Annotated in this window: 16 protein-coding genes and 1 riboswitch; of the genes, 7 read left to right on the forward strand and 9 right to left on the reverse strand. The window is 69.0% G+C overall.

Annotated elements, in window-relative coordinates; translation table 11 throughout:
- Nucleotides 1-42: 42 nt before the first annotated feature.
- Complete coding sequence (locus tag A8G15_RS02370) at nucleotides 43-1,332, reverse strand: adenylosuccinate synthase (protein ID WP_068154955.1); 1,290 nt, start codon at nucleotides 1,330-1,332, stop codon at nucleotides 43-45.
- A gap of 227 nt (nucleotides 1,333-1,559) precedes the next feature.
- On the opposite strand from A8G15_RS02370, the gene A8G15_RS02375 reads away from it, so the two are divergent.
- Together A8G15_RS02375 and A8G15_RS31385 are read left to right on the forward strand one after the other, a co-directional pair.
- Nucleotides 1,560-2,210 carry a hypothetical protein gene (locus A8G15_RS02375; protein WP_068154957.1) on the forward strand — a complete coding sequence of 217 codons (651 nt, stop codon included), beginning with the start codon at nucleotides 1,560-1,562 and terminating at the stop codon, nucleotides 2,208-2,210.
- 20 nt (nucleotides 2,211-2,230) lie between these two features.
- Complete coding sequence (locus A8G15_RS31385; RefSeq protein WP_068154958.1) at nucleotides 2,231-2,509, forward strand: hypothetical protein; 279 nt, start codon at nucleotides 2,231-2,233, stop codon at nucleotides 2,507-2,509.
- Between the two features lie 209 nt (nucleotides 2,510-2,718).
- On the opposite strand, the gene A8G15_RS02385 is transcribed toward A8G15_RS31385, so the two are convergent.
- The 3 genes from A8G15_RS02385 to A8G15_RS02395 all read right to left on the reverse strand — a co-directional run bounded on the left by A8G15_RS02385 (nucleotide 2,719) and on the right by A8G15_RS02395 (nucleotide 6,592).
- On the reverse strand, nucleotides 2,719-3,672 hold the full coding sequence (locus tag A8G15_RS02385; RefSeq protein ID WP_068154960.1) for a helix-turn-helix transcriptional regulator: 954 nt from the start codon (nucleotides 3,670-3,672) through the stop codon (nucleotides 2,719-2,721).
- Nucleotides 3,673-3,722: 50 nt separating this feature from the next.
- Complete coding sequence (locus A8G15_RS02390) at nucleotides 3,723-5,234, reverse strand: HNH endonuclease signature motif containing protein (RefSeq protein ID WP_068154962.1); 1,512 nt, start codon at nucleotides 5,232-5,234, stop codon at nucleotides 3,723-3,725.
- Between the two features lie 116 nt (nucleotides 5,235-5,350).
- The gene (locus A8G15_RS02395) at nucleotides 5,351-6,592 is read right to left on the reverse strand and encodes a UPF0158 family protein (protein WP_068154963.1); all 1,242 of its coding nucleotides are present in this window, start codon (nucleotides 6,590-6,592) and stop codon (nucleotides 5,351-5,353) included.
- A gap of 193 nt (nucleotides 6,593-6,785) precedes the next feature.
- On the opposite strand from A8G15_RS02395, the gene A8G15_RS02400 reads away from it, so the two are divergent.
- The 4 genes from A8G15_RS02400 to A8G15_RS02415 all read left to right on the forward strand — a co-directional run bounded on the left by A8G15_RS02400 (nucleotide 6,786) and on the right by A8G15_RS02415 (nucleotide 11,142).
- Nucleotides 6,786-7,250 (forward strand): pyridoxamine 5'-phosphate oxidase family protein, encoded by a 465-nt coding sequence (locus tag A8G15_RS02400; RefSeq protein ID WP_068154964.1) that lies wholly within the window; start codon nucleotides 6,786-6,788, stop codon nucleotides 7,248-7,250.
- 136 nt (nucleotides 7,251-7,386) lie between these two features.
- A complete protein-coding gene (locus tag A8G15_RS02405; protein ID WP_068154965.1) occupies nucleotides 7,387-8,448 on the forward strand; it encodes an iron ABC transporter substrate-binding protein in 1,062 nt (353 codons plus the stop codon).
- Between the two features lie 10 nt (nucleotides 8,449-8,458).
- A complete protein-coding gene (locus A8G15_RS02410) occupies nucleotides 8,459-10,027 on the forward strand; it encodes an ABC transporter permease (protein WP_068154966.1) in 1,569 nt (522 codons plus the stop codon).
- Nucleotides 10,024-11,142 (forward strand): ABC transporter ATP-binding protein, encoded by a 1,119-nt coding sequence (locus tag A8G15_RS02415; protein ID WP_068154967.1) that lies wholly within the window; start codon nucleotides 10,024-10,026, stop codon nucleotides 11,140-11,142. Before A8G15_RS02410 ends, A8G15_RS02415 begins: the two co-directional genes overlap by 4 nt.
- On the opposite strand, the gene A8G15_RS02420 is transcribed toward A8G15_RS02415, so the two are convergent.
- Genes A8G15_RS02420 through A8G15_RS02430 form a run of 3 tightly spaced genes read right to left on the reverse strand, consistent with a single transcriptional unit; the run spans nucleotide 11,106 to nucleotide 14,078 of the window.
- Entirely contained in the window at nucleotides 11,106-11,915 is an 810-nt protein-coding gene (locus A8G15_RS02420; protein ID WP_068154968.1) for an ABC transporter ATP-binding protein, read from the reverse strand. The two genes, A8G15_RS02415 and A8G15_RS02420, sit on opposite strands and share 37 nt — an antisense overlap.
- A gap of 28 nt (nucleotides 11,916-11,943) precedes the next feature.
- On the reverse strand, nucleotides 11,944-13,014 hold the full coding sequence (locus A8G15_RS02425; RefSeq protein ID WP_425415057.1) for a FecCD family ABC transporter permease: 1,071 nt from the start codon (nucleotides 13,012-13,014) through the stop codon (nucleotides 11,944-11,946).
- Entirely contained in the window at nucleotides 12,996-14,078 is a 1,083-nt protein-coding gene (locus A8G15_RS02430; protein ID WP_068155108.1) for an ABC transporter substrate-binding protein, read from the reverse strand. Before A8G15_RS02430 ends, A8G15_RS02425 begins: the two co-directional genes overlap by 19 nt.
- 10 nt (nucleotides 14,079-14,088) lie before the next feature.
- Nucleotides 14,089-14,287: riboswitch (cobalamin riboswitch) on the reverse strand.
- Nucleotides 14,288-14,373: 86 nt separating this feature from the next.
- Between A8G15_RS02430 and A8G15_RS02435 the strand changes: the two genes are divergently transcribed.
- Nucleotides 14,374-14,889 (forward strand): Rv2732c family membrane protein, encoded by a 516-nt coding sequence (locus tag A8G15_RS02435; protein WP_068154969.1) that lies wholly within the window; start codon nucleotides 14,374-14,376, stop codon nucleotides 14,887-14,889.
- Nucleotides 14,890-14,896: 7 nt separating this feature from the next.
- On the opposite strand, the gene cobF is transcribed toward A8G15_RS02435, so the two are convergent.
- The gene (gene cobF, locus A8G15_RS02440) at nucleotides 14,897-15,643 is read right to left on the reverse strand and encodes a precorrin-6A synthase (deacetylating) (RefSeq protein WP_068154972.1); all 747 of its coding nucleotides are present in this window, start codon (nucleotides 15,641-15,643) and stop codon (nucleotides 14,897-14,899) included.
- The gene (gene cobN, locus A8G15_RS02445; RefSeq protein ID WP_068154974.1) at nucleotides 15,640-19,260 is read right to left on the reverse strand and encodes a cobaltochelatase subunit CobN; all 3,621 of its coding nucleotides are present in this window, start codon (nucleotides 19,258-19,260) and stop codon (nucleotides 15,640-15,642) included. The genes cobF and cobN overlap by 4 nt, the downstream gene beginning before the upstream one ends.
- Between the last annotated feature and the right edge of the window lie 12 nt (nucleotides 19,261-19,272).

Below are 19,272 nucleotides of genomic sequence, written 5' to 3' on the forward strand. Positions count from 1 at the left end.
CGGCAACTCGGTGAAGACCACGAAACCGGGTGTTCACCGACGTCAGGCCAGCACGTCGTGCCGCACGATGGTTTCGTCGCGGCCCGGTCCGACACCGATGCACGAGATGCGTGCGCCGGACAGCTCTTCCAGGCGCAGCACGTAGTTCTGCGCGTTCTTCGGCAGCTCGTCGAAGGTCCGGCAGTGCGAGATGTCCTCCCACCAGCCCGGCATCTCCTCGTAGATCGGCTTCGCGTGGTGGATGTCGGTCTGCGTCATCGGCATGTCGTCCACGCGCACACCGTCCACGTCGTAGGCGACGCAGATCGGGATGGTGTCGAGGCTCGACAGCACGTCGAGCTTGGTGAGGAAGTAGTCCGTGATGCCGTTGACGCGGGTCGCGTAGCGGGCGATCACGGCGTCGAACCAGCCGGTGCGGCGGGCGCGGCCGGTGGTGACACCGACTTCGCCGCCCTGCTTGGCCAGGTAGGCGCCGTGGTCGTCGAACAGCTCGGTCGGGAACGGGCCGGAACCGACACGCGTCGTGTACGCCTTGAGGATGCCGAGCACCGTGGTGATGCGGGTCGGGCCGATACCCGATCCGACCGCAGCGCCACCGGAGGTGGGGTTCGACGAGGTCACGTACGGGTAGGTGCCGTGGTCGACGTCGAGCAGCGTGCCCTGCGAACCCTCGAGCAGGACCGTCTCGCCGCGTTCGAGCGCCCGGTTGAGCTCGAGCCGGGTGTCGGTGATGCGGTGCTTGAAACCTTCGGCCTGACCGAGAACCTCGTCGACGACCTGCTGCGGGTCCAGTGCCTTGCGGTTGTAGATCTTCGCGAGCACCTGGTTCTTGAACTCGAGTGCCGCCTCGACCTTCTGGGTGAAGATCTTCTCGTCCAGGACGTCGGCGACACGCACGCCGACACGGGCGATCTTGTCCTGGTAGCAGGGGCCGATACCGCGGCCCGTGGTGCCGATCTTCTTGGCGCCCAGGAACCGTTCGGTGACCTTGTCGATGGCCACGTGGTACGGCATGATCAGGTGCGCATCCGCGGAGAGCAGCAGACGCGAGGTGTCCACACCGCGCTCCTCCAGGCCGGCGAGCTCTGTGAGCAGCACACCCGGATCGACCACGACGCCGTTTCCGATCACGTTGGTGACACCCGGGGTGAGAATCCCCGACGGGATCAGGTGCAACGCAAACTTGTCGCCGTTCGGGAGGACAACGGTGTGGCCGGCGTTGTTGCCGCCCTGGTAGCGCACGACCCACTGCAGGCGTCCGCCCAGTAGATCGGTAGCTTTGCCCTTGCCCTCGTCGCCCCACTGGGCGCCGATCAGGACGATTGCCGGCATCTCGCTGTCTCCTAAGCAGGTGTCGATGTGCGGGCGGTCTCGCCTGCAGGTTCCTGCCGCCACCGGGCAGCAGCCGGGAGGTCAGTCTAGTCGACGGCCTGTCGTCCATCGTGCCCGGCGTCACCGAAAGGCCGCGCACACCCGGTTCGAGCCTTCACTACAGTGGACGACGACGCTGGACACCTGCCCGACCCGATCTGTTGCAAGGAGCCCTGTTGACCCCGGTAGTGCTCAAATGCGGTGAAACACCCGTACCGCTGGCGCTCACGTCGGTGACCGCGGTGTCCGCACCCGCCCTACCGGACAAGGACGACTTCGAGGATGCATTCGCCCACCTCGAAGCGGTCGAGGATCCTCGTCTGATCGTGGTCGGTGGCGACGCCGCGTTCGCGGCAACCCTGACCCGGCTGATGCGCACCGACCGCCTGAGTGTGGAGCTGGCGTACGTGCCGGAGAAGCGCACGCCCGCCACCGAAGCCTACGGATTGCGTACGGGTTCGAAGGCTGCCGCGGAGGCACTGCGGAGTGAGGCACGGTCCATCCCGCTGATCCGGGACGATGCGGGAATCGCACTGGTGGGCCGCGCCCTCGTGGAGGGTGACGGTCCCGATCTCGTCGGGGAGGCGTACGTCGACGACACACGGCTGTTCTCCGGCACTGTCCCCGGTCTGCGCATCGAACCGACTCCGACACTGCCCGGATTGCGGGCGGCCGTCGACCGTCCGCGCTGGTTCGGCGGGTACCGCTGGACCCAGGGCCGCGCCGTGCAACTCGGCTCACCGGGTGCGGTGCTGACCCGTGACGGGGTCGCGAACCCACGGGCGGTGAAGCGCTCGACGTTCTATCGGCACGACCAGAACTGGCTGCTGGTGCTCTGACGACGCTCGCCGGCGCCGGAGTGGGCCTGGCACTGCCGACCTTCCTGGCCACGGCGACCGCGGCGCTGCCTCCGGCGCGAGCGGCGACCGGCAGCGCGGTCGTCAATGCGGACCGGCAGATCGGCACCGTGCTCGGTGTGGCAGCGATCGTCACGGCCCTCGCGGCCGGCGGCGACACCGGATTCGACCGGGCATGGTGGATCGTCGTCGCGCTCGCGGCGGTCACTGTGATTGCCGCCCTTCGGATCACACCTCGCGCTGCGGTATCCACGACCGTCGGCCAGGAGCGGGTCCGATGACCGGTTCACCGACCCCCGGACTTCCGGACTCGTTCGACGCCACCTGGCGCGGGTTCTGCGGTCTGCCGGCCGGAGTGTTGCGGCATGCCACCGCCGCCGAACCGGACGCCGTGCCGACGGCCGTCACCGCGCGGACCCGGGTGTCGACGACACCGAACTTCGCACGGCCACCGGAGAACTCGCCGCCCAGGGCCGGCGGTTGCGGCGCATCACGGGGCGTTGAGGCGGGCGAGCCGGTCCGCCGCGGCCCACAACGACGCCCGCAGCGAAGCCGGGGCGAGCACTTCGACGTCGCCGCCGAGGGCGAGGAACTGATCGACGGCGACGTCCTCGCCTTCGAGCATCAGCTCGGCTCGCACCCAGCCTTCGGCGTCGGGTTCACCCGGGTCGATACCGGCCGCTCCGGCGCCGATGATCTTCGGGAGCCTGCGCCACGCCGACGGGGACAGCCGCACCGTACACGCGAAGGTCCTTATCGCACGGTCGAACTCACGAGCGGACGCGGACCACCATGCGGCGAGGTCGAAATCGTCCGGCCGGTGCGCCGCGTCGTCGAGAACGGCGGCTCCGGCGATGCGGCCGACGCGGTAGCTCAGAATCTGCCGGCCGCGGGCGGCGACGAGATACCAGACGCCGGCCTTGGCGACGAGACCGAGCGGGTCCAGGATGCGCGTCCCGTCCGTACCGCCACGGCGGTAGCGGACACGCAGCCGCCTGCCTTCGAGAACCCCCGTCGCAACGGCCGGAAGATGCTCGGTACCACCGGGTTCGGAGAACCACCCGGGTGCATCGACGTGCACGCGGTCGCGCCAGAGCTGGGCAGTGCTGCGAAGCGGCACCGGCATCGTTCCGAGCAGCTTCGAGCGGGCCGCGTCGACCTCGACACCGAGCTCGGCGGCGAGGGCCGGCACACCGAGCAGCATCAGCGCGGCGGTTTCGGGCCGGGTCAGCCCGCTGAGGCGCGACTGCCAGCCGTCGAGCAACCGAATGCCGCCGCCGGGTCCGCTCTCGGTCCACACGGGCACACCCGCCGCGGACAACGCGCCGACGTCGCGGTAGACGGTGCGCACCGAGACACCGAGTTCGTCGGCGAGGTTCTGTGCGGTGACGCCGGGGCTGCCCTGCAGGCGCAGCATCATCTCGAGCAGGCGAGCCGATCGCATGGCTCGACAGTAGACCGCCGACGGCGGTGATCGCCCGACTGTCGCGCCGTCTACGGACCGTCGCCGTCGCTCGCTTCCCTGCCCGGTTCCCGCAGCCATCGCCGCCGGTACTCGCGCAACTCGGTCTCGCGGCGGGCATGGTAGTGCGCCAACGCCGCCGACAACAGATCACCGAGATGATGCCGATGATTCACCCGAGGTTTCTGTTCGGGGTCGATGTGCGGCAGCGGGATCCACTCCGTGCGACCCGGACACTCCGAACCCGCCGGGGCGACCCGGGTTTCCCAGCCGCCGGGACCGTCGTGCACCAGCGCATGACACGCATCGCACGCCAGATCCTTGTTGGTGATGTCGGTGGGACCACCGTCGCGCCATTCGGTGATGTGATGCACCGCAGTGAGGGTGGCCGGGGTGTCGCACCCCGGGCGGGTACAGCCCCCGGACGCGGCGATCAACGCGAGCCGCTGATCCGCCGACGCCAACCGTTTCGCTCTGCCGAGGTGCAGGGGCCGGCCGTGGTGATCGAAGATCGCGAGCACCGGATGGGCCTTTTCGGCCATGCGCAGCGCATCCCGGATCGGCACCAGACCACCCGACGCGGTGCTCACGGCACCGGTCGCTTCTTCGACCTGCGTGACCGACATGGTCAGGATCGCGGTGACCGGGAGCCCGCGGTGACTACCGAGCACACCCGACGACAGCACCTGCCGCAACGCCACTTTCAGTGCGTCGTGATTGCGCTGCACCGCGGTGCGGGTGTCGCGGGCGGCGGCCTTCGCCAGGGCATCACGATCGAGATCCTCGGATTCGACGTCACCGCGCGGTGATTCCGGATCGTCGGGATTGTTCATACCCGGCCGGGCGAGCTTCGCGAGCACGGGTTCGAGCAACGTGCGGGTTTCCGGATCGAGCAATCCCGAAATCGGGGTCATCAGGTCCGTGCCCTGCTTCCCGATCCGCAGACCACGTCGCCGTCGCCGTTCCTTCTCGTCGGGGACGTCGCCGTCCGGGTTCAGATAGGCGAGCAGGTGCGCGCCGATCTTGGCGACTTCCTCGGGGGTCACCGAACACGCGGCATCGGCCAGGATCTTCTCGGCGACGGTGATCTCGTCGAAGCCGGTCCCGTGCGGAACCTTGCGCATGATCTTCGCGACCGCGGCGACATGATCTGCTCCGATCACCCCGGCGCGTTGCGCGGCGGCGGCGGCCGGCAACTCCACGGGCATGTCGCCGCCATCCGCGGCGTGCCAGCTGCCTGCTTTCTTCGCGCCCTTCACCCGCCGGGCCGCGTCGGCCGCGGAGATCCGCAGCGTCCCGATGAGGAAGTCGGTGATCGACCGGCAGCCGAGGTGTTCGGGGATCCTGCGTTCGGTGGTTTCGACGATCAGTCGGTGCCCGGCCGCGGAGGCCTTGCGCAGGGAGGTTTCCATCCGTTGCAGGACCTCGACGATGTCGTCGTTCGACAAGCCGGTGAGGTCGTCGTCGAGCAGGGCGGTGACGGCGGTGTCGAGTGCGGTCAGCCGCGCCTCGACGGTGTCGCCACCCACCCTGTTCGAATGCATGTTCGAACAATAGCGATGGGGTCCGACAGCAAACCAGCACTGTAGGTTTTTCGGCTCGTTCGTCGCTTCTCCGAGTTTCTGAGCTGCGAGTTCTCAATGTCGTGACGGTGTTCCCATCAACCCACGCGGATGCCTCTGTCGGCGAGGAACTCGCGGGCACGACCCAGTTGGCGGTCGGTGGAGAAGGCATACCACTGGCCGGCGAGGCTCTCCTGGTGGACGAGGTCGCGGAACCGGCCGAACGCGCCCTTGCCCTCGATCGCCCGCTCCAGCCGCTCCCGCAGCGCCGCATCCTGATGCCGCTCGGCGAAGGCCGCCATGTCATGCCAGCCGTCCCGTGAGTCTGTCCGGTCGAATCGGAGCAGGCGGTCGGGCTCGGCCTCCACGTCGACGGCGGCGTCATCTCCGACCATCATCGGATCAGTACTGCCGGCGTCGTACACCTGTCCGGTGCGCAGGTCGACGTAGCCGCCCGTCGACATGTCCGGATCCCCCTCCAATTCGGTACCGAGCATCTCGAGGTCGACCGGCACCACCTGCCCGGCCGGCGACTCGCCGCGCAGACACGCGAGCAGGTCCTCGGCCAGCACCCCGTCACCCGGACCGGCACGCCAGGTCAGCCGGTTGATGACCGACACCGCCACCGGTTCGGCCTGCTCCGGTCGCTGCTTCAGTGCCATCGGTATGCCGGCCCCCACCTGTTGCAGCGCGTCATCGACGTCATGTCCGCGCACCGCGGCGAGGAACCGGGTGGCATCTGCTGCAGAGATAGCGGCGCGCAGCTCGGACATATCGAGTGCGGGCACCTGGTCCTGGGCGGGCCACGCATGCAGCAGCATCGGATGCGGCCGGCTCGGTCTGCGCGGGGCTCGGCTCTGCCCGTCGTCGTCGGCCCACCGGCGCCCGTACTGGTCCGGGATGGTGCCCCAACCCCAATACGGCACAGGGACAGCGGGGCGGATACCCACCACCTCGATGGGGTCGACCTTGTCGCCGCCGATCACACAGCGGTGGGTCCAGTCATCGCCCAGGTCGAAGGTGAACTGGAACTCCGCCCCGAGCCCGAGCAGCCGAGCGACTTCGGCCGACTCGATGTCCACCGCCTCGGTGATCGGTCCGCCGAGCGATTCCACCATCTCGGCGCCGGTCTCGGTGTCGGTGACTACGCGTCCGTCGGCAAGGGTGAACATCGACAGGTGCGAGCGGTCCCACCGGGCGAAGGCGTCGTTGATCGCGTTCGCGAGGTCGTCGAAGGTGTGCGACGGTCCGACCGCGAAGACGCGGCCGGGCCATGGCCACAGCTCCTCGCCGCGCCCGCCGAGCAGTTCCACCGTCACCGACAACCACGTTCGTGCCATTCCCCGAGGATGGCATGCAGGCCGTGGCGCCGCCTGGTCTCCGGCCAAGTGACATGAGACCTGGAAGATGACTCGCCGGTGACACGAAATCCGGAAAACGACACCTCCCCGCAGAACCTACAAGCACCTGACGGATACGACCGCCGGAAATTCCTGACACAGGATGTCAGCGATCTCCGGGCACTGTGTCGATATGGCACCCTGGGAACAATTCCGCACCGAGGCCCCCGAACTGGCCGACGCGATCGCCGCGCGCTGGGCCGCACACAAACACCACGTCCTGGCGACACTGCGCCGCGACGGCTCCCCTCGGGTCAGCGGCACCGAGGTCGAGATCGCCGAGGGCAGGCTCGTGCTCGGATCGATGCCGGGCGCGCTCAAGGCCCGCGATCTGCAACGCGACGGACGGTATGCCCTGCACGCGAATCCCGGCCATCACGACATGGCCGGCGGCGACGCGAAGGTCTCCGGTCACGCGCGCGAACTGCTCGGCGACGAGAAGGACGGGATCCTGGCGGCGTACCCGTCCGACGTACCCGAGGGACCGGTGCACGTGTTCGAACTCGACATCGAGGAGGCCGTGCTCGTCACGGTGGACGAGAAGCTGCACGTGGACCTGTGGCGTCCGGGTGCCGGAGTTGTCCGATTCGACCGTTGAAAACGGTACCAATTTATCAATTCGCCCGAAACGCACCGGGTTTGGCGGTCAACCTTCGGTGAGTCTTACCTTGGTCGGCGCGTAGCATTCGGAACGATCGCCGGCCGATCGAACTGCGCTCGACACGGAGGAACACATGAGCACCACACCGTCGCGACACCGATGGACCCGAAGCGCCCTGGTAGCCGGAGCGCTCGGCGTCGCGGCCCTGCTCACGCTGTCGGCGTGCAGCAGCAACGACACGTCCGACGGCGAATCCGGCGGGGATCCGAACGCGATCACGGTCTACAACGCGCAGCACGAATCCCTGACGCAGGAATGGGTCGACGAGTTCACCGCGGAAACCGGCATCACCGTCAACCTCCGCAACGGAGGCGACACCGAGATGGCGAACCAGCTGATCGCGGAGGGCGAGCGCTCTCCGGCCGACGTGTTCCTCACCGAGAACTCACCGGCGATGGCCGCGGTCGAGGACGCCGGCCTGTTCACCGACGTCGCCCCCGAGACCCTCGCCCAGGTACCCGAGCAGTACCGCCCCTCCACCGGGAAGTGGACCGGCATCGCCGCGCGTTCCACGGTGTTCGTCTACAACACCGGCGCACTCACCCCGGACCGGCTGCCGCAGTCCCTCCTCGATCTGCAGAACCCGGAATGGAAGGGCCGGTGGGCGGCGTCGCCCTCCGGTGCCGACTTCCAGGCCATCGTGGCCGCGCTGCTCGACCTGCGTGGGGAGGACGCGACCCGCGCCTGGCTCGACGCGATGAAGGCCGGCGCCGTGCCCTACAAGGGCAACACCGCGGTCCTCAAGGCCGTGAACGCCGGGGAGATCGACGGCGGCGTCATCTATCACTACTACTGGTTCGGGGACCAGGCCAAGGGCGGCGAGAACAGCAACAACACCCAGCTCCACTACTTCCGCAACGAAGACCCGGGTGCCTTCGTGAGCGTGTCCGGCGGCGGCGTGCTGGCCTCGAGCAGCCACCAGCAGCAGGCGCAGGAGTTCCTGAAGTTCATCACCGGCAAGAAGGGGCAGGAGATTCTGCAGACCGGCACCTCGTTCGAGTACCCGGTGGGCAGCGACGTCGCCGCCAACCCCGCGCTCGTCCCGCTCGCCGAACTGCAGGCACCGGCCGTCGACCCTTCGACGCTCGACAGCGCGAAGGTCACGCAGCTGATGACCGACGCCGGCCTGATCTGACGCGTTCCGCATGACCGTCACGTCCACGCTCGTCCGGCGACCGGGACGCGGCTCCACCCGAACGCGTCCTCCGCTCGCCGTGACACTCGCCGCGGCGCTGATGGTCGCGGCCTCGCTGATCCCTCTCGGGTTCGTCGTCACCGGTGTCGTCGAATCCGGGTGGGACGACATCCGCACGCTGGTCTTCCGTCCACGCGTCGGGGAACTGCTCGTCGACACCGGCCTGCTGGTGCTGATCACCGTGCCGCTGTGTGCTGTGATCGGTGTCGCCGCTGCGTGGTTCGTCGCGCGCACGACCCTCGTCGGGGCCCGCTGGTGGGCGCCGGTCCTGGTGACGCCGCTCGCGATCCCCGCGTTCGTCGACAGCTACGCGTGGGTCACCGTCGTTCCGTCGCTGCACGGTCTGTTCGCCGGGGTCCTCATCACCACGTTGGCGTACTTTCCGCTCGTGTATCTGCCGGTGCTCGCCACGCTGCGCCGCCTCGACGCCGAGATCGAGGAGTCCGCGCGGGCGCTGGGCTGCGGACCGTGGGCGGTCTTCGGCCGGGTCGTGCTGCCCCAGCTGCGGCTCGCGATCCTCGGCGGCTCGCTGCTGGTGGCGTTGCACCTGCTCGCCGAGTTCGGCGCGTTCTCGATGATCCGGTTCGACACCTTCACCACCGCGATCTACCAGCAGTTCCAGGCGACCTTCAACGGCACGGCCGGCACGATGCTCGCCGGGGTCCTGGTGCTGTGCTGCCTGGCGGTGCTCCTGCTCGAAGCCCTCGCGCGTGGCCGTTCGCGCTACGCGCGCATCGGATCCGGCACCGGACGCAGCGCCACCCCCACCCCGCTGGGATGGGGACAGCTACCCGCTCTCGCATTCCTCACCGTGCTGCTCGCCGCCGCGGTCGGGGTACCGCTGTACGTGATCGTCCGCTGGCTCGCCCGCGGCGGAACGGCCGTGTGGGACGCGGCCGCGCTTCGTCCCGCCCTGCTGCAGACACTCGCCTACGGGGCGGTGGCGGCGGTCGCGACGGCCGTACTCGCGTTCCCGATCGCGTGGATCGCGGTGCGGTTCCCCGGCCGGTTCGCGAAGGTCGTGGAGGGCTGCAACTACATCACCAGTTCGCTGCCGGGCATCGTGGTGGCGCTCGCGCTGATCACCGTGGGCCTCACGTATCTGCCCGGGCTGTACCAGACGACGACGATGGTGATCGTCGCCTATGTGCTGATGTTCGTCCCCCGGGCTCTGGTGAACGTGCGGGCCGGGCTGGCGCAGGCGCCCGCCGGACTCGAGGAGGCCGCACAGTCCCTCGGCGTCCGGCCGGTCGTCGCGTTCGTGCGGGTCACCCTGCGGCTGACCGCCCCTGCCGTGGCCGCCGGCATGGCGCTGGTGTTCATCGCGGTCTCCACCGAACTGACCGCGACGCTGATGTTGTCCCCCACCGGGACCGCAACGCTGGCCACCCGATTCTGGTCTGCGAGCAGCGAACTCGACTACGCCGGCGCGGCACCCTACGCGGCGATCATGGTGCTCGTATCACTCCCGGTCACCTACCTGTTGTTCCGTCAATCACAGAAAGCTGCAGGGGCATGAGCGGTCTCGTCGTCGGCGCGGTGCGCAAGTCGTTCGGCGCGGTGGAGGTGCTGCACGGCGTCGACCTCACCGTCGCCGCGGGCAGCACCACGGCCGTCGTGGGATCGTCCGGGTGCGGGAAGACGACCCTGCTGCGCATCATCGCGGGATTCGAACGTCCCGCGGCAGGCAACGTCCGTCTGGGCACCGAGGTCGTCGTCGACGACGACCGGTTCGTACCGGCACACCGGCGCGACATCGGATATGTCGCCCAGGACGGCGCGTTGTTCCCGCACCTGACCGTGGGCCGCAACATCCTCTTCGGATTACCTTGGCGCGAACGGCGTTCGGCCGCGCGGATCCGGGAACTCATGGAGATCGTGTCGCTGGACCCGGACTTCGCGGACCGGCGACCCGACGAACTGTCCGGTGGTCAGCAGCAACGAGTCGCTCTCGCCCGGGCGCTGGCGCGGAAACCGAAACTGATGTTGCTCGACGAACCGTTCACCGCGCTGGACGCCTCGCTGCGCGCGGGCATGCGCCGTTCGGTCGCGAAACTGCTCCACGAGGCCGGGGTGACGACGGTTCTGGTCACCCACGACCAGGAGGAGGCGCTGTCGTTCGCCGACCAGGTCGCGGTGATGGAGAAGGGCCGGCTCACGCAGGTCGGGCCGCCGCAGGACGTCTACACCCGTCCCGCGGACCTGTTCACCGCGAACTTCCTCGGCGACGTGGTGATCCTGCCGGCCCGGATCACCACGCCGGGCATCGCGGACTGCCCGCTCGGTGCGGTACCGGTGCCCGCGGACGTCCCCGAGGGCGAAGTCCGGATCCTGTTGCGTCCCGAACAGATCGTGGCGACCCCATCGAACGGCACCGCCAACGCGGTCGTACTGGAACGCGAGTTCCTCGGACACGATTCGATGCTCCGGATCCGGCTGACTCCGACACCGGACATCCGGTCCCGCTACACCTCCGAGGCACCGCACGGCGTGCTCTCGGTACGTCAGACCAGTGTCATCGCTCCCGACATCGGTGCCCGGGTGAGCCTGCACGTGCTCGGTGAGGCGGTCGTGCTGGCGGATACGCAGACGACGCCTCAGGCGCCGGTGGTGCCCGCCGAACCGACAGCATAGGTCCGACCGGCCTCGCTGTTCGGGCGGTGATAACGGATCACCGGCGTCCCGTCGTTCTCCACGACGGACGCCCGCACCCCGTACACCCGTCCGATCAGGTCCGACGTCAGTGCCTCGGCCGGCGTGCCGTGCGCGACGATCCGTCCCCGGGCCAGCACGACGACCCGATCGCAGAACATCGCCGCGAGATTCAGATCGTGCAGCGCCACATAGCTGGTCACGGAAAGCGCGGCCACCCGCTCGAGAATGTCGAGCTGATGCTGGATGTCGAGGTGATTGGTCGGTTCGTCGAGCAGCAGTTCCTCGGGTTCCTGTGCCAGTGCCCTCGCGATCTGCGCGCGCTGCCGTTCCCCACCGGACATCGCCCGCCACATGCGGTCCGCGTGCTCGATCATGCCGGTGACGGCCAGCGCCCGCTCGATCGCCGCGTCACCGCCGTCGTCGCGCCCGAACACATCGGCGTGCGGCACGCGTCCGAGCCGCACGACGTCACGGACCCGGATGTCGACCTCGGTGTGCGCATGCTGACCCACCATCGCGACGCGCCGGGCCAGGGCGCGCCGGCCGAGCCTCCGGATGTCGGCACCGTCGAGCGTCACCGTCCCCGAGTCGGGGCCGTCGATGCCGGCGAGCAGACGGAGCAACGACGACTTGCCGGACCCGTTGGGCCCGAGCAGGCCGATCGTTTCACCCGGAACCGGGTCGATCGTCACGTCGTCGACGACGAGATTGCCGCCGCGGCTCCACCGCAGCGAGGTTGCCGCCAGGGTCATCGGCTGCTCCTCGTCATCGATCGCCTCGTCACTGCGTGCCCCTCATCCGGAACAGGATCAACGCGAAGGCAGGCACACCGATGAGGGCGGTGACCACACCGACCGGCACCTCCTGCGGCGCGAACACCGTGCGGGCCACCGCATCGACCCACACCATGAACACCGCGCCCACCACAGCGGCGACCGGCACGAGCCGGCTGTGCCGCGGACCGACCAGGAAGCGTGCCGCGTGCGGCAGGACCAGACCCACGAATCCGATGGCACCGGCTGCGCTCACCAGCACCGCGGTGATGAGAGCGGTCACCACCAGAAACATCAGCCGGGTGCGGCCGACCGCGATGCCGAGCGTCGCGGCCGTGGACGATCCGAACGTGAACGCGTCGAGCGCGGATGCCTTCAACAGGCATACCGCGACACCTGCCGCGCACACCACTCCGCACAGGATCACGTCGCTCCAGGTCGCTCCGGCCAGCGAACCGAGCAGCCAGAACAGCACGCCGCGCGTGCGTTCGGCGTCCGCCGACGAGATCACGATGAACGACGTGAGCGCCGAGAACAGCTGAGTTCCGGCGACACCCGCGAGCACCACGCGGGACGTGCCGCCACCCGCGCCGGTCGCGAGCAGCAGCACCAGGCCGAACGAGACGAGCGCGCCGAGAAACGCGCCGCCCGAAAGCGACACCGCACCACCACCGATTCCGAGTACCGCGATCATCACGGCACCCGTGGAGGCGCCGGAGGAGATGCCCAGCACGAAGGGGTCGGCAAGGGGGTTGCGCAGCAGGGACTGCATGATGACGCCGCAGACCGCCAGGCCGGCACCGCATATCGCTGCGAGCAGCGTCCGTGGGAGCCGCAACTCCCAGACGATTCCTTCGCGGATGGCACTGATCGTGGATTCGCCCACGCCCAGCTTGTCGAAGATCACCGAATACACGTCCGCGACCGACAGATCCGCCGGACCTATCGTCACCGTCACCGCGACCGACAGCGCGAGCACCACCAGACCCACTGCGGTGACGACGGCCGCGATCGGGACGCGCTCGTTCTCGACCGATCGAACCTCGGCGTCCGTCACGATCAGCTGCCGAGGTTCCATCGGCGCAGCGCGTCGGCGACCTTCTCGATGCCGTCGACGGTGCGGATCGACGGGTTCATGTCTGCGCCGTTGACGACGATGTAGCGCTTGTTCCGCACGGCGGACAACCGCTGCGTGACCGGATTCGACTCGAGGAAGGCGATCTTGCTGTCGAGGGCGTCACCTTCGATACTGCGGCGACTCAGGTCTCCGAGGACGAGGGCGGTCGGGTCGCGATCGAGGACGGATTCCCAGCTCACCTGCGGCCACTCGTTGGTGGTGTCGGCGAACACGTTCTCGGCACCGACCGAGGCGGCGATGATGCCGGAGGAACCGCAGCAACCCGCGACGTAGGGGGTGCTGGTGTCCGCGAACCAGAACGCCAGTGTCACGTCGGTTGCTTCGATCGCGCCCGCCGCCGTCTCGTAGCGGTCTTCGAGTTCGGCGACGAATGCTTCACCGCGCTCGCGGACGTCGAAGATCGCTGCCAGCTCGCGGATCTCCTTGTACACCGATTCCATGGTGAGCGGTTCGGTGCGGTTGCCGTCGGCGTTGACGCTGTCGTCGTTCTTTCCGTCGCAGTCGGTGGGCGACAGGTAGGTCGGCACCCCGAGTTGCTCGAACTGGTCCCGGTCGGCCACGCCACCCGCGCCGAGCGTGCCCCCGAAGGATGCCGAGACGAAGTCCGGTTCGGTATCGAGAACGACCTCGAAGGACGGCTTGTTGTCGGCGAGGCGGCGAACGGTCTCGTTGTCGGCGGCCAGGTTTGCGCGCACCGGGTCGGTCCACGTCGCGGTTCCCACCATGCGGTCCGCGAGACCGAGCGAGAGCAGGATCTCGGTCGAGCCCTGGTTGAGCGACACCGCCCGCTGCGGCGGCGCGGCCACGGTGACGGTCCGGCCGCAGTTCTCGACGGTCAGCGGGTAGGCGGTGGAGGCAGAACCGCTGCCGTCACCTCGATCGGCATCCGCTTCGGACGGGGCCGGTGAGCATCCGGTGGCCACGGTGGCCACCGCCAGCAATCCGATCCCCGTGTGCAGCAGCGATCGCCGCCCGTTCCGGGCGGAAGTTCTCCAGTTGTACATGTCCATCCTCGTGGTAGCGATATTCGGCGCAGGTGTCCTGGCTCCCGGATCGACGCTCTCCCCCGGCCTTCCAACCCTGATGGGCCGTGGCCGAGCGTTGGGGGATCGCTCCTCGGTGACAGTTGCGGGACAGCCCCGGATTCCCACCGGTGTTCCCTACGTCGATTTCGAACAGTACAAGATCGGCGACACCACGCGTCCCATCGCAACCGTGTCCTGCGTGTGACTCCCGCGTGCACGTCTCCCGTCTGCGGGGCGCATACTGGGGACCTTGTGCCCTGAGCGAGGAGGTCCGGTGCGCGACGACCTGTCCGCCTACCACAGCGAGTTCACCCGCATCGAGAAGAAGGTGGCCGGCGAGTTCGGCGCCGGCCGCCGGCAATGGGTGCTCGCCGGATGCGTGACCGTTCTGGTCGTCGCTCTGCTGATGCCCCAGACGGAGACCGCCGCGTCGTGGACGGTGCTGGGCGGCTGGTTCGGCGTGCACGCGACCGTCACGTTGCCGATGCGCCTCTTCGTCTCCCTCGCGCTCGTGTTCGGCGTTGCCGTGTCCACGGCGGCGCTGTGCCTGCGCCGGTGGCGTCTGGCAGTCGCCTCGATGCTCGGCTGCGGCCTGTCGTCGCTGTTCGGGCTGTTCGGGTACTGGTCGCAGAACGGTATGGAGACCTCGGCTCCGCATTCTCCGTCCTTCGGGATGGTGCTGGCCTGGCTCGCCGTGGTGGCGCTCACCTCGCAGTGGCTTCCCGTCGTCCTCAGCAGGTCCCCGACGGACTCCGGACCGCGTCCGGCGGTGCTGTTCGCGCAGCGGTGATACCTGCTCAGGCGCGCCGCAGCAGGTAGGTGTCCATCACCCAGCCGCGGGCGGACTTCGAGCGGGCGCGGGCCACCTCGATACGGTCCCGGACCTCGGACAGGCGCCCGGCGACGAGTTCCTCGTCCGCTGTCCCGAGGTTCGCTCCCCACCAGATGTCCCATTCCCCGGGCAATTCGGTACACGCGAGATTTCCGTCGAGCATCACGACGAGGTTGTCGCCGCCAGCCGCGACATCGTCGTGCAGACGACGCCCCGTCGTGATCGTCACCGGGCCGCCGATCCTGTTGAGCACCAGCCGGTGCCGGGCGGCGAGCATCTGCACGCTGCTGACACCGGGGATCACGTCGTAGTCGAGGTCGACGACCCCGCGTTCGCGGATTCGTTCGACGACGCGAATGGTGCTGTCGTACAGGCTCGGATCACCCCACACCAGGAACCCGACGGTTTCCCCGGCGCGCACCTGCTCGCGCAGCACCGTCTCGTAGGTCTCCGCGCGTGCGGCATGCCAGTCCCGCACCTCGTTTCCGTACCGTTGCGGTGCGCGGTCCCGGGGCGGGTCGGGTACGACGAGCACCCGATGGTCTCCGGTGATGTGACGGCGGCAGATCTCTTCGCGCACCGACACCAGGTCGTCCACGCCGCGTTGCTTGTCGGCGACGAGGAACACGTCCACATCGTTCAGGGCACGCACCGCCGTGACGGTCAGGTCGTCCGGCCCACCGGGTCCGATGCCGATGAGACGTAACCTCATTCGCGATCCTCGAGGTCTCCTTCGACGTCGAGGTAGGCCTGCTGCAGCGCCTGCATCGTCGCCGGGTCCGGTTCCGCCCACAGCCCACGGTCGGCGGCCTCGGTCAGTCGCTCGACGATTCCGCGCAACGCCCACGGATTCGCTTCACGCAGGAACTGCTGGTTCTCCGAATCCAGGGCGTACGTCTGCGCCAGAGTCTCGTACATCCAGTCGGCGACGACCCCGGCGGTCGCGTCGTACCCGTACAGGTAGTCGACGGTCGCCGCGAGCTCGAACGCGCCCTTGTAACCGTGCCGGCGCATCGCCGCGAGCCAGCGCGGATTGACCACCCGCGCCCGGAACACCCGCGCCGTCTCCTCTGCCAGCGTCCGGGTCCGTACGGCGTCGGGTGTGGTCGAATCCCCGATGTAGGCCTTGGGGTCGTGGCCGGTCAGCGCGCGCACGGTCGCGACCATGCCGCCGTGGTACTGGAAATAGTCGTCCGAATCCGCGATGTCGTGTTCGCGGGTGTCGGTGTTCTTCGCCGCGACCGCGATGCGCCGGTAGTTGGCGCGCATGTCGTCGGCGGCGGGTTCGCCGTGCACCCCGCGGCCGTACGCGAATCCGCCCCACGCGGTGTACACCTCGGCGAGATCCTCGTCGGTGCGCCAGTTTCCGGAGTCGATGAGCTGCAGGATGCCCGCGCCGTAGGAGCCCGGCTCGGATCCGAAGATCCGGCGGACCGCACGGTCCGCGTCGCCGTGCTCGGCCTCGTCGCGCCGGGCGTGGGCACGGACGTAGTTCATGTCGTCGGGTTCGTCGAGTGCCGCGACGGTGCGGATGGCGTCGTCCAGCATCCCGATGACGTGCGGGAACGCGTCGCGGAAGAACCCGGAGATCCGCACCGTGACATCGATGCGCGGACGGCCGAGTTCGGCGAGCGGCACGACCGTCAGCTCACGCACGCGGCGGGACTCGGGATCCCACTCCGGCCGGACACCGACGAGAGCGAGGACTTCGGCGATGTCGTCGCCCGCCGTGCGCATCGCGGAGGTCCCCCACACCGACAGTCCGACGGACCGCGGGTAGCTGCCGGTATCGGCGAGGTACCGCTCGACCAGTGCGTTCGCCAGTGCGACGCCGGTGTCGTAGGCGAGTCGACTGGGCACCGCCTTCGGGTCGACGGTGTAGAAGTTGCGCCCGGTGGGGAGCACGTTCACCAGACCGCGCAGCGGCGAACCGGACGGGCCGGCGGGCACGTAGCCGCCGTCCAGGGCATGCAGCACCATGTCGAGTTCGTCGGTCGTGCGCGCCAGTCTCGGCACCACCTGTTCGGCCGCGAAGGTCAGCACGCGTGCGATCTCCGCGTCGTCGGCACCGAGAACGGATTCGACTGCGCCCGAGACCGATCCGGTGGCCCACCCGGCGTCTTCCATCGCCTGCACCAGAGCCCGGGCCTGCGACTCCACCGCATCCACCTCGGTCAGGGGAGCATCGGGTTTCAGGCCCAGTGCGGCGCGCAGTCCCGGAACCGCATGGGCCTGCCCACCCCACACCTGTGCGGCCCGCAGGATCGACAGCACCAGATTCACCCGGGCCTCGCCGGCCGGAGCGCCGCCGAGCACGTGCAGACCGTCACGGATCTGCGCGTCCTTGACCTCGCACAGCCACCCGTCGACATGCAGCAGGAAATCGTCGAACTCGGCGTCGTGGGGCCGGTCGTCCAGACCCAGGTCGTGGTCGAGTTTCGCAGCCCGGATCAGCGTCCAGATCTGTGCGCGGATCGCCGGGAGCTTGGCGGGATCCATTGCCGCGATGTTCGAGTACTCGTCGAGCAACTGTTCCAAACGCGCTATGTCGCCGTACGATTCGGCGCGCGCCATCGGCGGGATCAGATGGTCGACGATCGTCGCGTGCGCGCGCCGCTTGGCCTGCGCGCCTTCCCCGGGATCGTTGACGAGGAACGGGTAGATCAGCGGGAGGTTGCCGATCGCCGCGTCGGTCGCGCAGGAGGCGGACAGTCCGGCGTTCTTGCCGGGCAGCCATTCCATCGAGCCGTGCTTGCCGAGATGCACGACGGCGTCGGCACCGAATCCTCGTTCCACCCATCGATAGGCCGCCATGTAATGGTGGGACGGCGCCATGTCCGGATCGTGGTAGATCGCGACGGGATTCTCCCCGAATCCCCTGGGCGGCTGGATCATCAGGACGATGTTCCCGGCCTGCAGGGTCGCCAGTACGACCGCCTCGTCCTCACCCTCGCCGTCGACGAACAACGATCCGGGTGCCTCGCCCCACGCCTCGGTCATCGCGTCGGTCAGCTCCGCGGGCAGGGACTTCGTCCACTCCCGATACCGAGCGGTGGTCACGCGTACCGGGTTACCGGACAGCTGCTCGGCCGTGAGCCATTCCTCGTCCTGACCGCCGGCGTCGATGAGCGCGTGGATCAGGGCGTTCCCGGCCTCCGTGTCGTCCTCCAGATCCATGCCGGGGAAGCCGTCGCCCAGGTCGTAGCCCTGGTCCCGCATGGCCCGCAGCAACCGGATCGCCGAGACCGGGGTGTCGAGACCCACCGCGTTGCCCACCCGCGAATGCTTCGTCGGGTACGCCGAGAGCATGATCGCGATGCGTCGCTGCGCGGGCGGCACGTGCCGCAATCGCGCGTGCGCGACCGCGATTCCCGCGACCCGGGCACAGCGTTCGGGGTCGGTGACGTATCGGGGAAGACCGTCGGCGCCGAGCTCCTTGAACGAGAACGGAACCGTGATGATGCGCCCGTCGAACTCCGGGACGGCGATCTGCGTAGCCGAATCCAGCGGGGAGACACCGTCGTCCGAGTCCGCCCAGTTCTCCCGGCTCCAGGTCAGGCACAGCGCCTGCAGGATCGGGATGTCGAGGGCGGCGAGCGTCGCGACGTCCCAGGCCTCGTCGTCGCCGCCCGCGCCGACGGTCGCCGGTTTGGTGCCACCCGCGGCGAGCACCGTCACCACCAGGGCGTCGAGGGTCCCCAGCAGACCGAGCAGATCCTCGGGTGCACCACGCAGCGACGCGCAGTGGATCACTACGGCCTGCGCCCGGCCGGTCGCGTCGATCGCGTCCGCGAGATCGTGCACGAACTGCACGTTTCCGCTCGCGTGGTGGGCGCGGTAGAACAGCACGCCCACCCTCGGCAACCCGCCGACGGCGGGCGCGGGACGGTCGGCGACGCCCCATTCGGGAAGTGCCGCAGGAGGTTCGAAACCGTCGCCGCCGAGGAGCACGGTGTCCGACAGGAAGGCATGCAGTTGCGCGAGGTTCCCGGGTCCGCCGTGGGCCAGGTATCGGTGCGCTTCGGACGCGGTGCCGATGGGCACGGTCGAGTAACCCATCAACTCGCCGTCGGGCGTCTGCTCGCCGCCCAGGACGACCACGGGGACACCCCGGGCGAGCACCCGATCGAGCCCCTCCTGCCAGGACCGGGCCGACCCGAGAATCCGCACGACGACCAGGTCGGAGCCCGCGAGCAGCGCGGGCAGGGCGGTCGGAGATTCACCGGTCAGGTCGAGCCGGGACGGGTTCCCCACCACCCAGTCGGCGCCGCTCGCCCGAGCCGACAGCAGGTCGGTGTCGGACGTCGACAGCAACGTCAGGCGCGTCACCGCACGCCCCGG

Origin of the sequence: Rhodococcus phenolicus (assembly GCF_001646785.1) — a bacterium.
Classification (GTDB): domain Bacteria; phylum Actinomycetota; class Actinomycetes; order Mycobacteriales; family Mycobacteriaceae; genus Rhodococcus; species Rhodococcus phenolicus.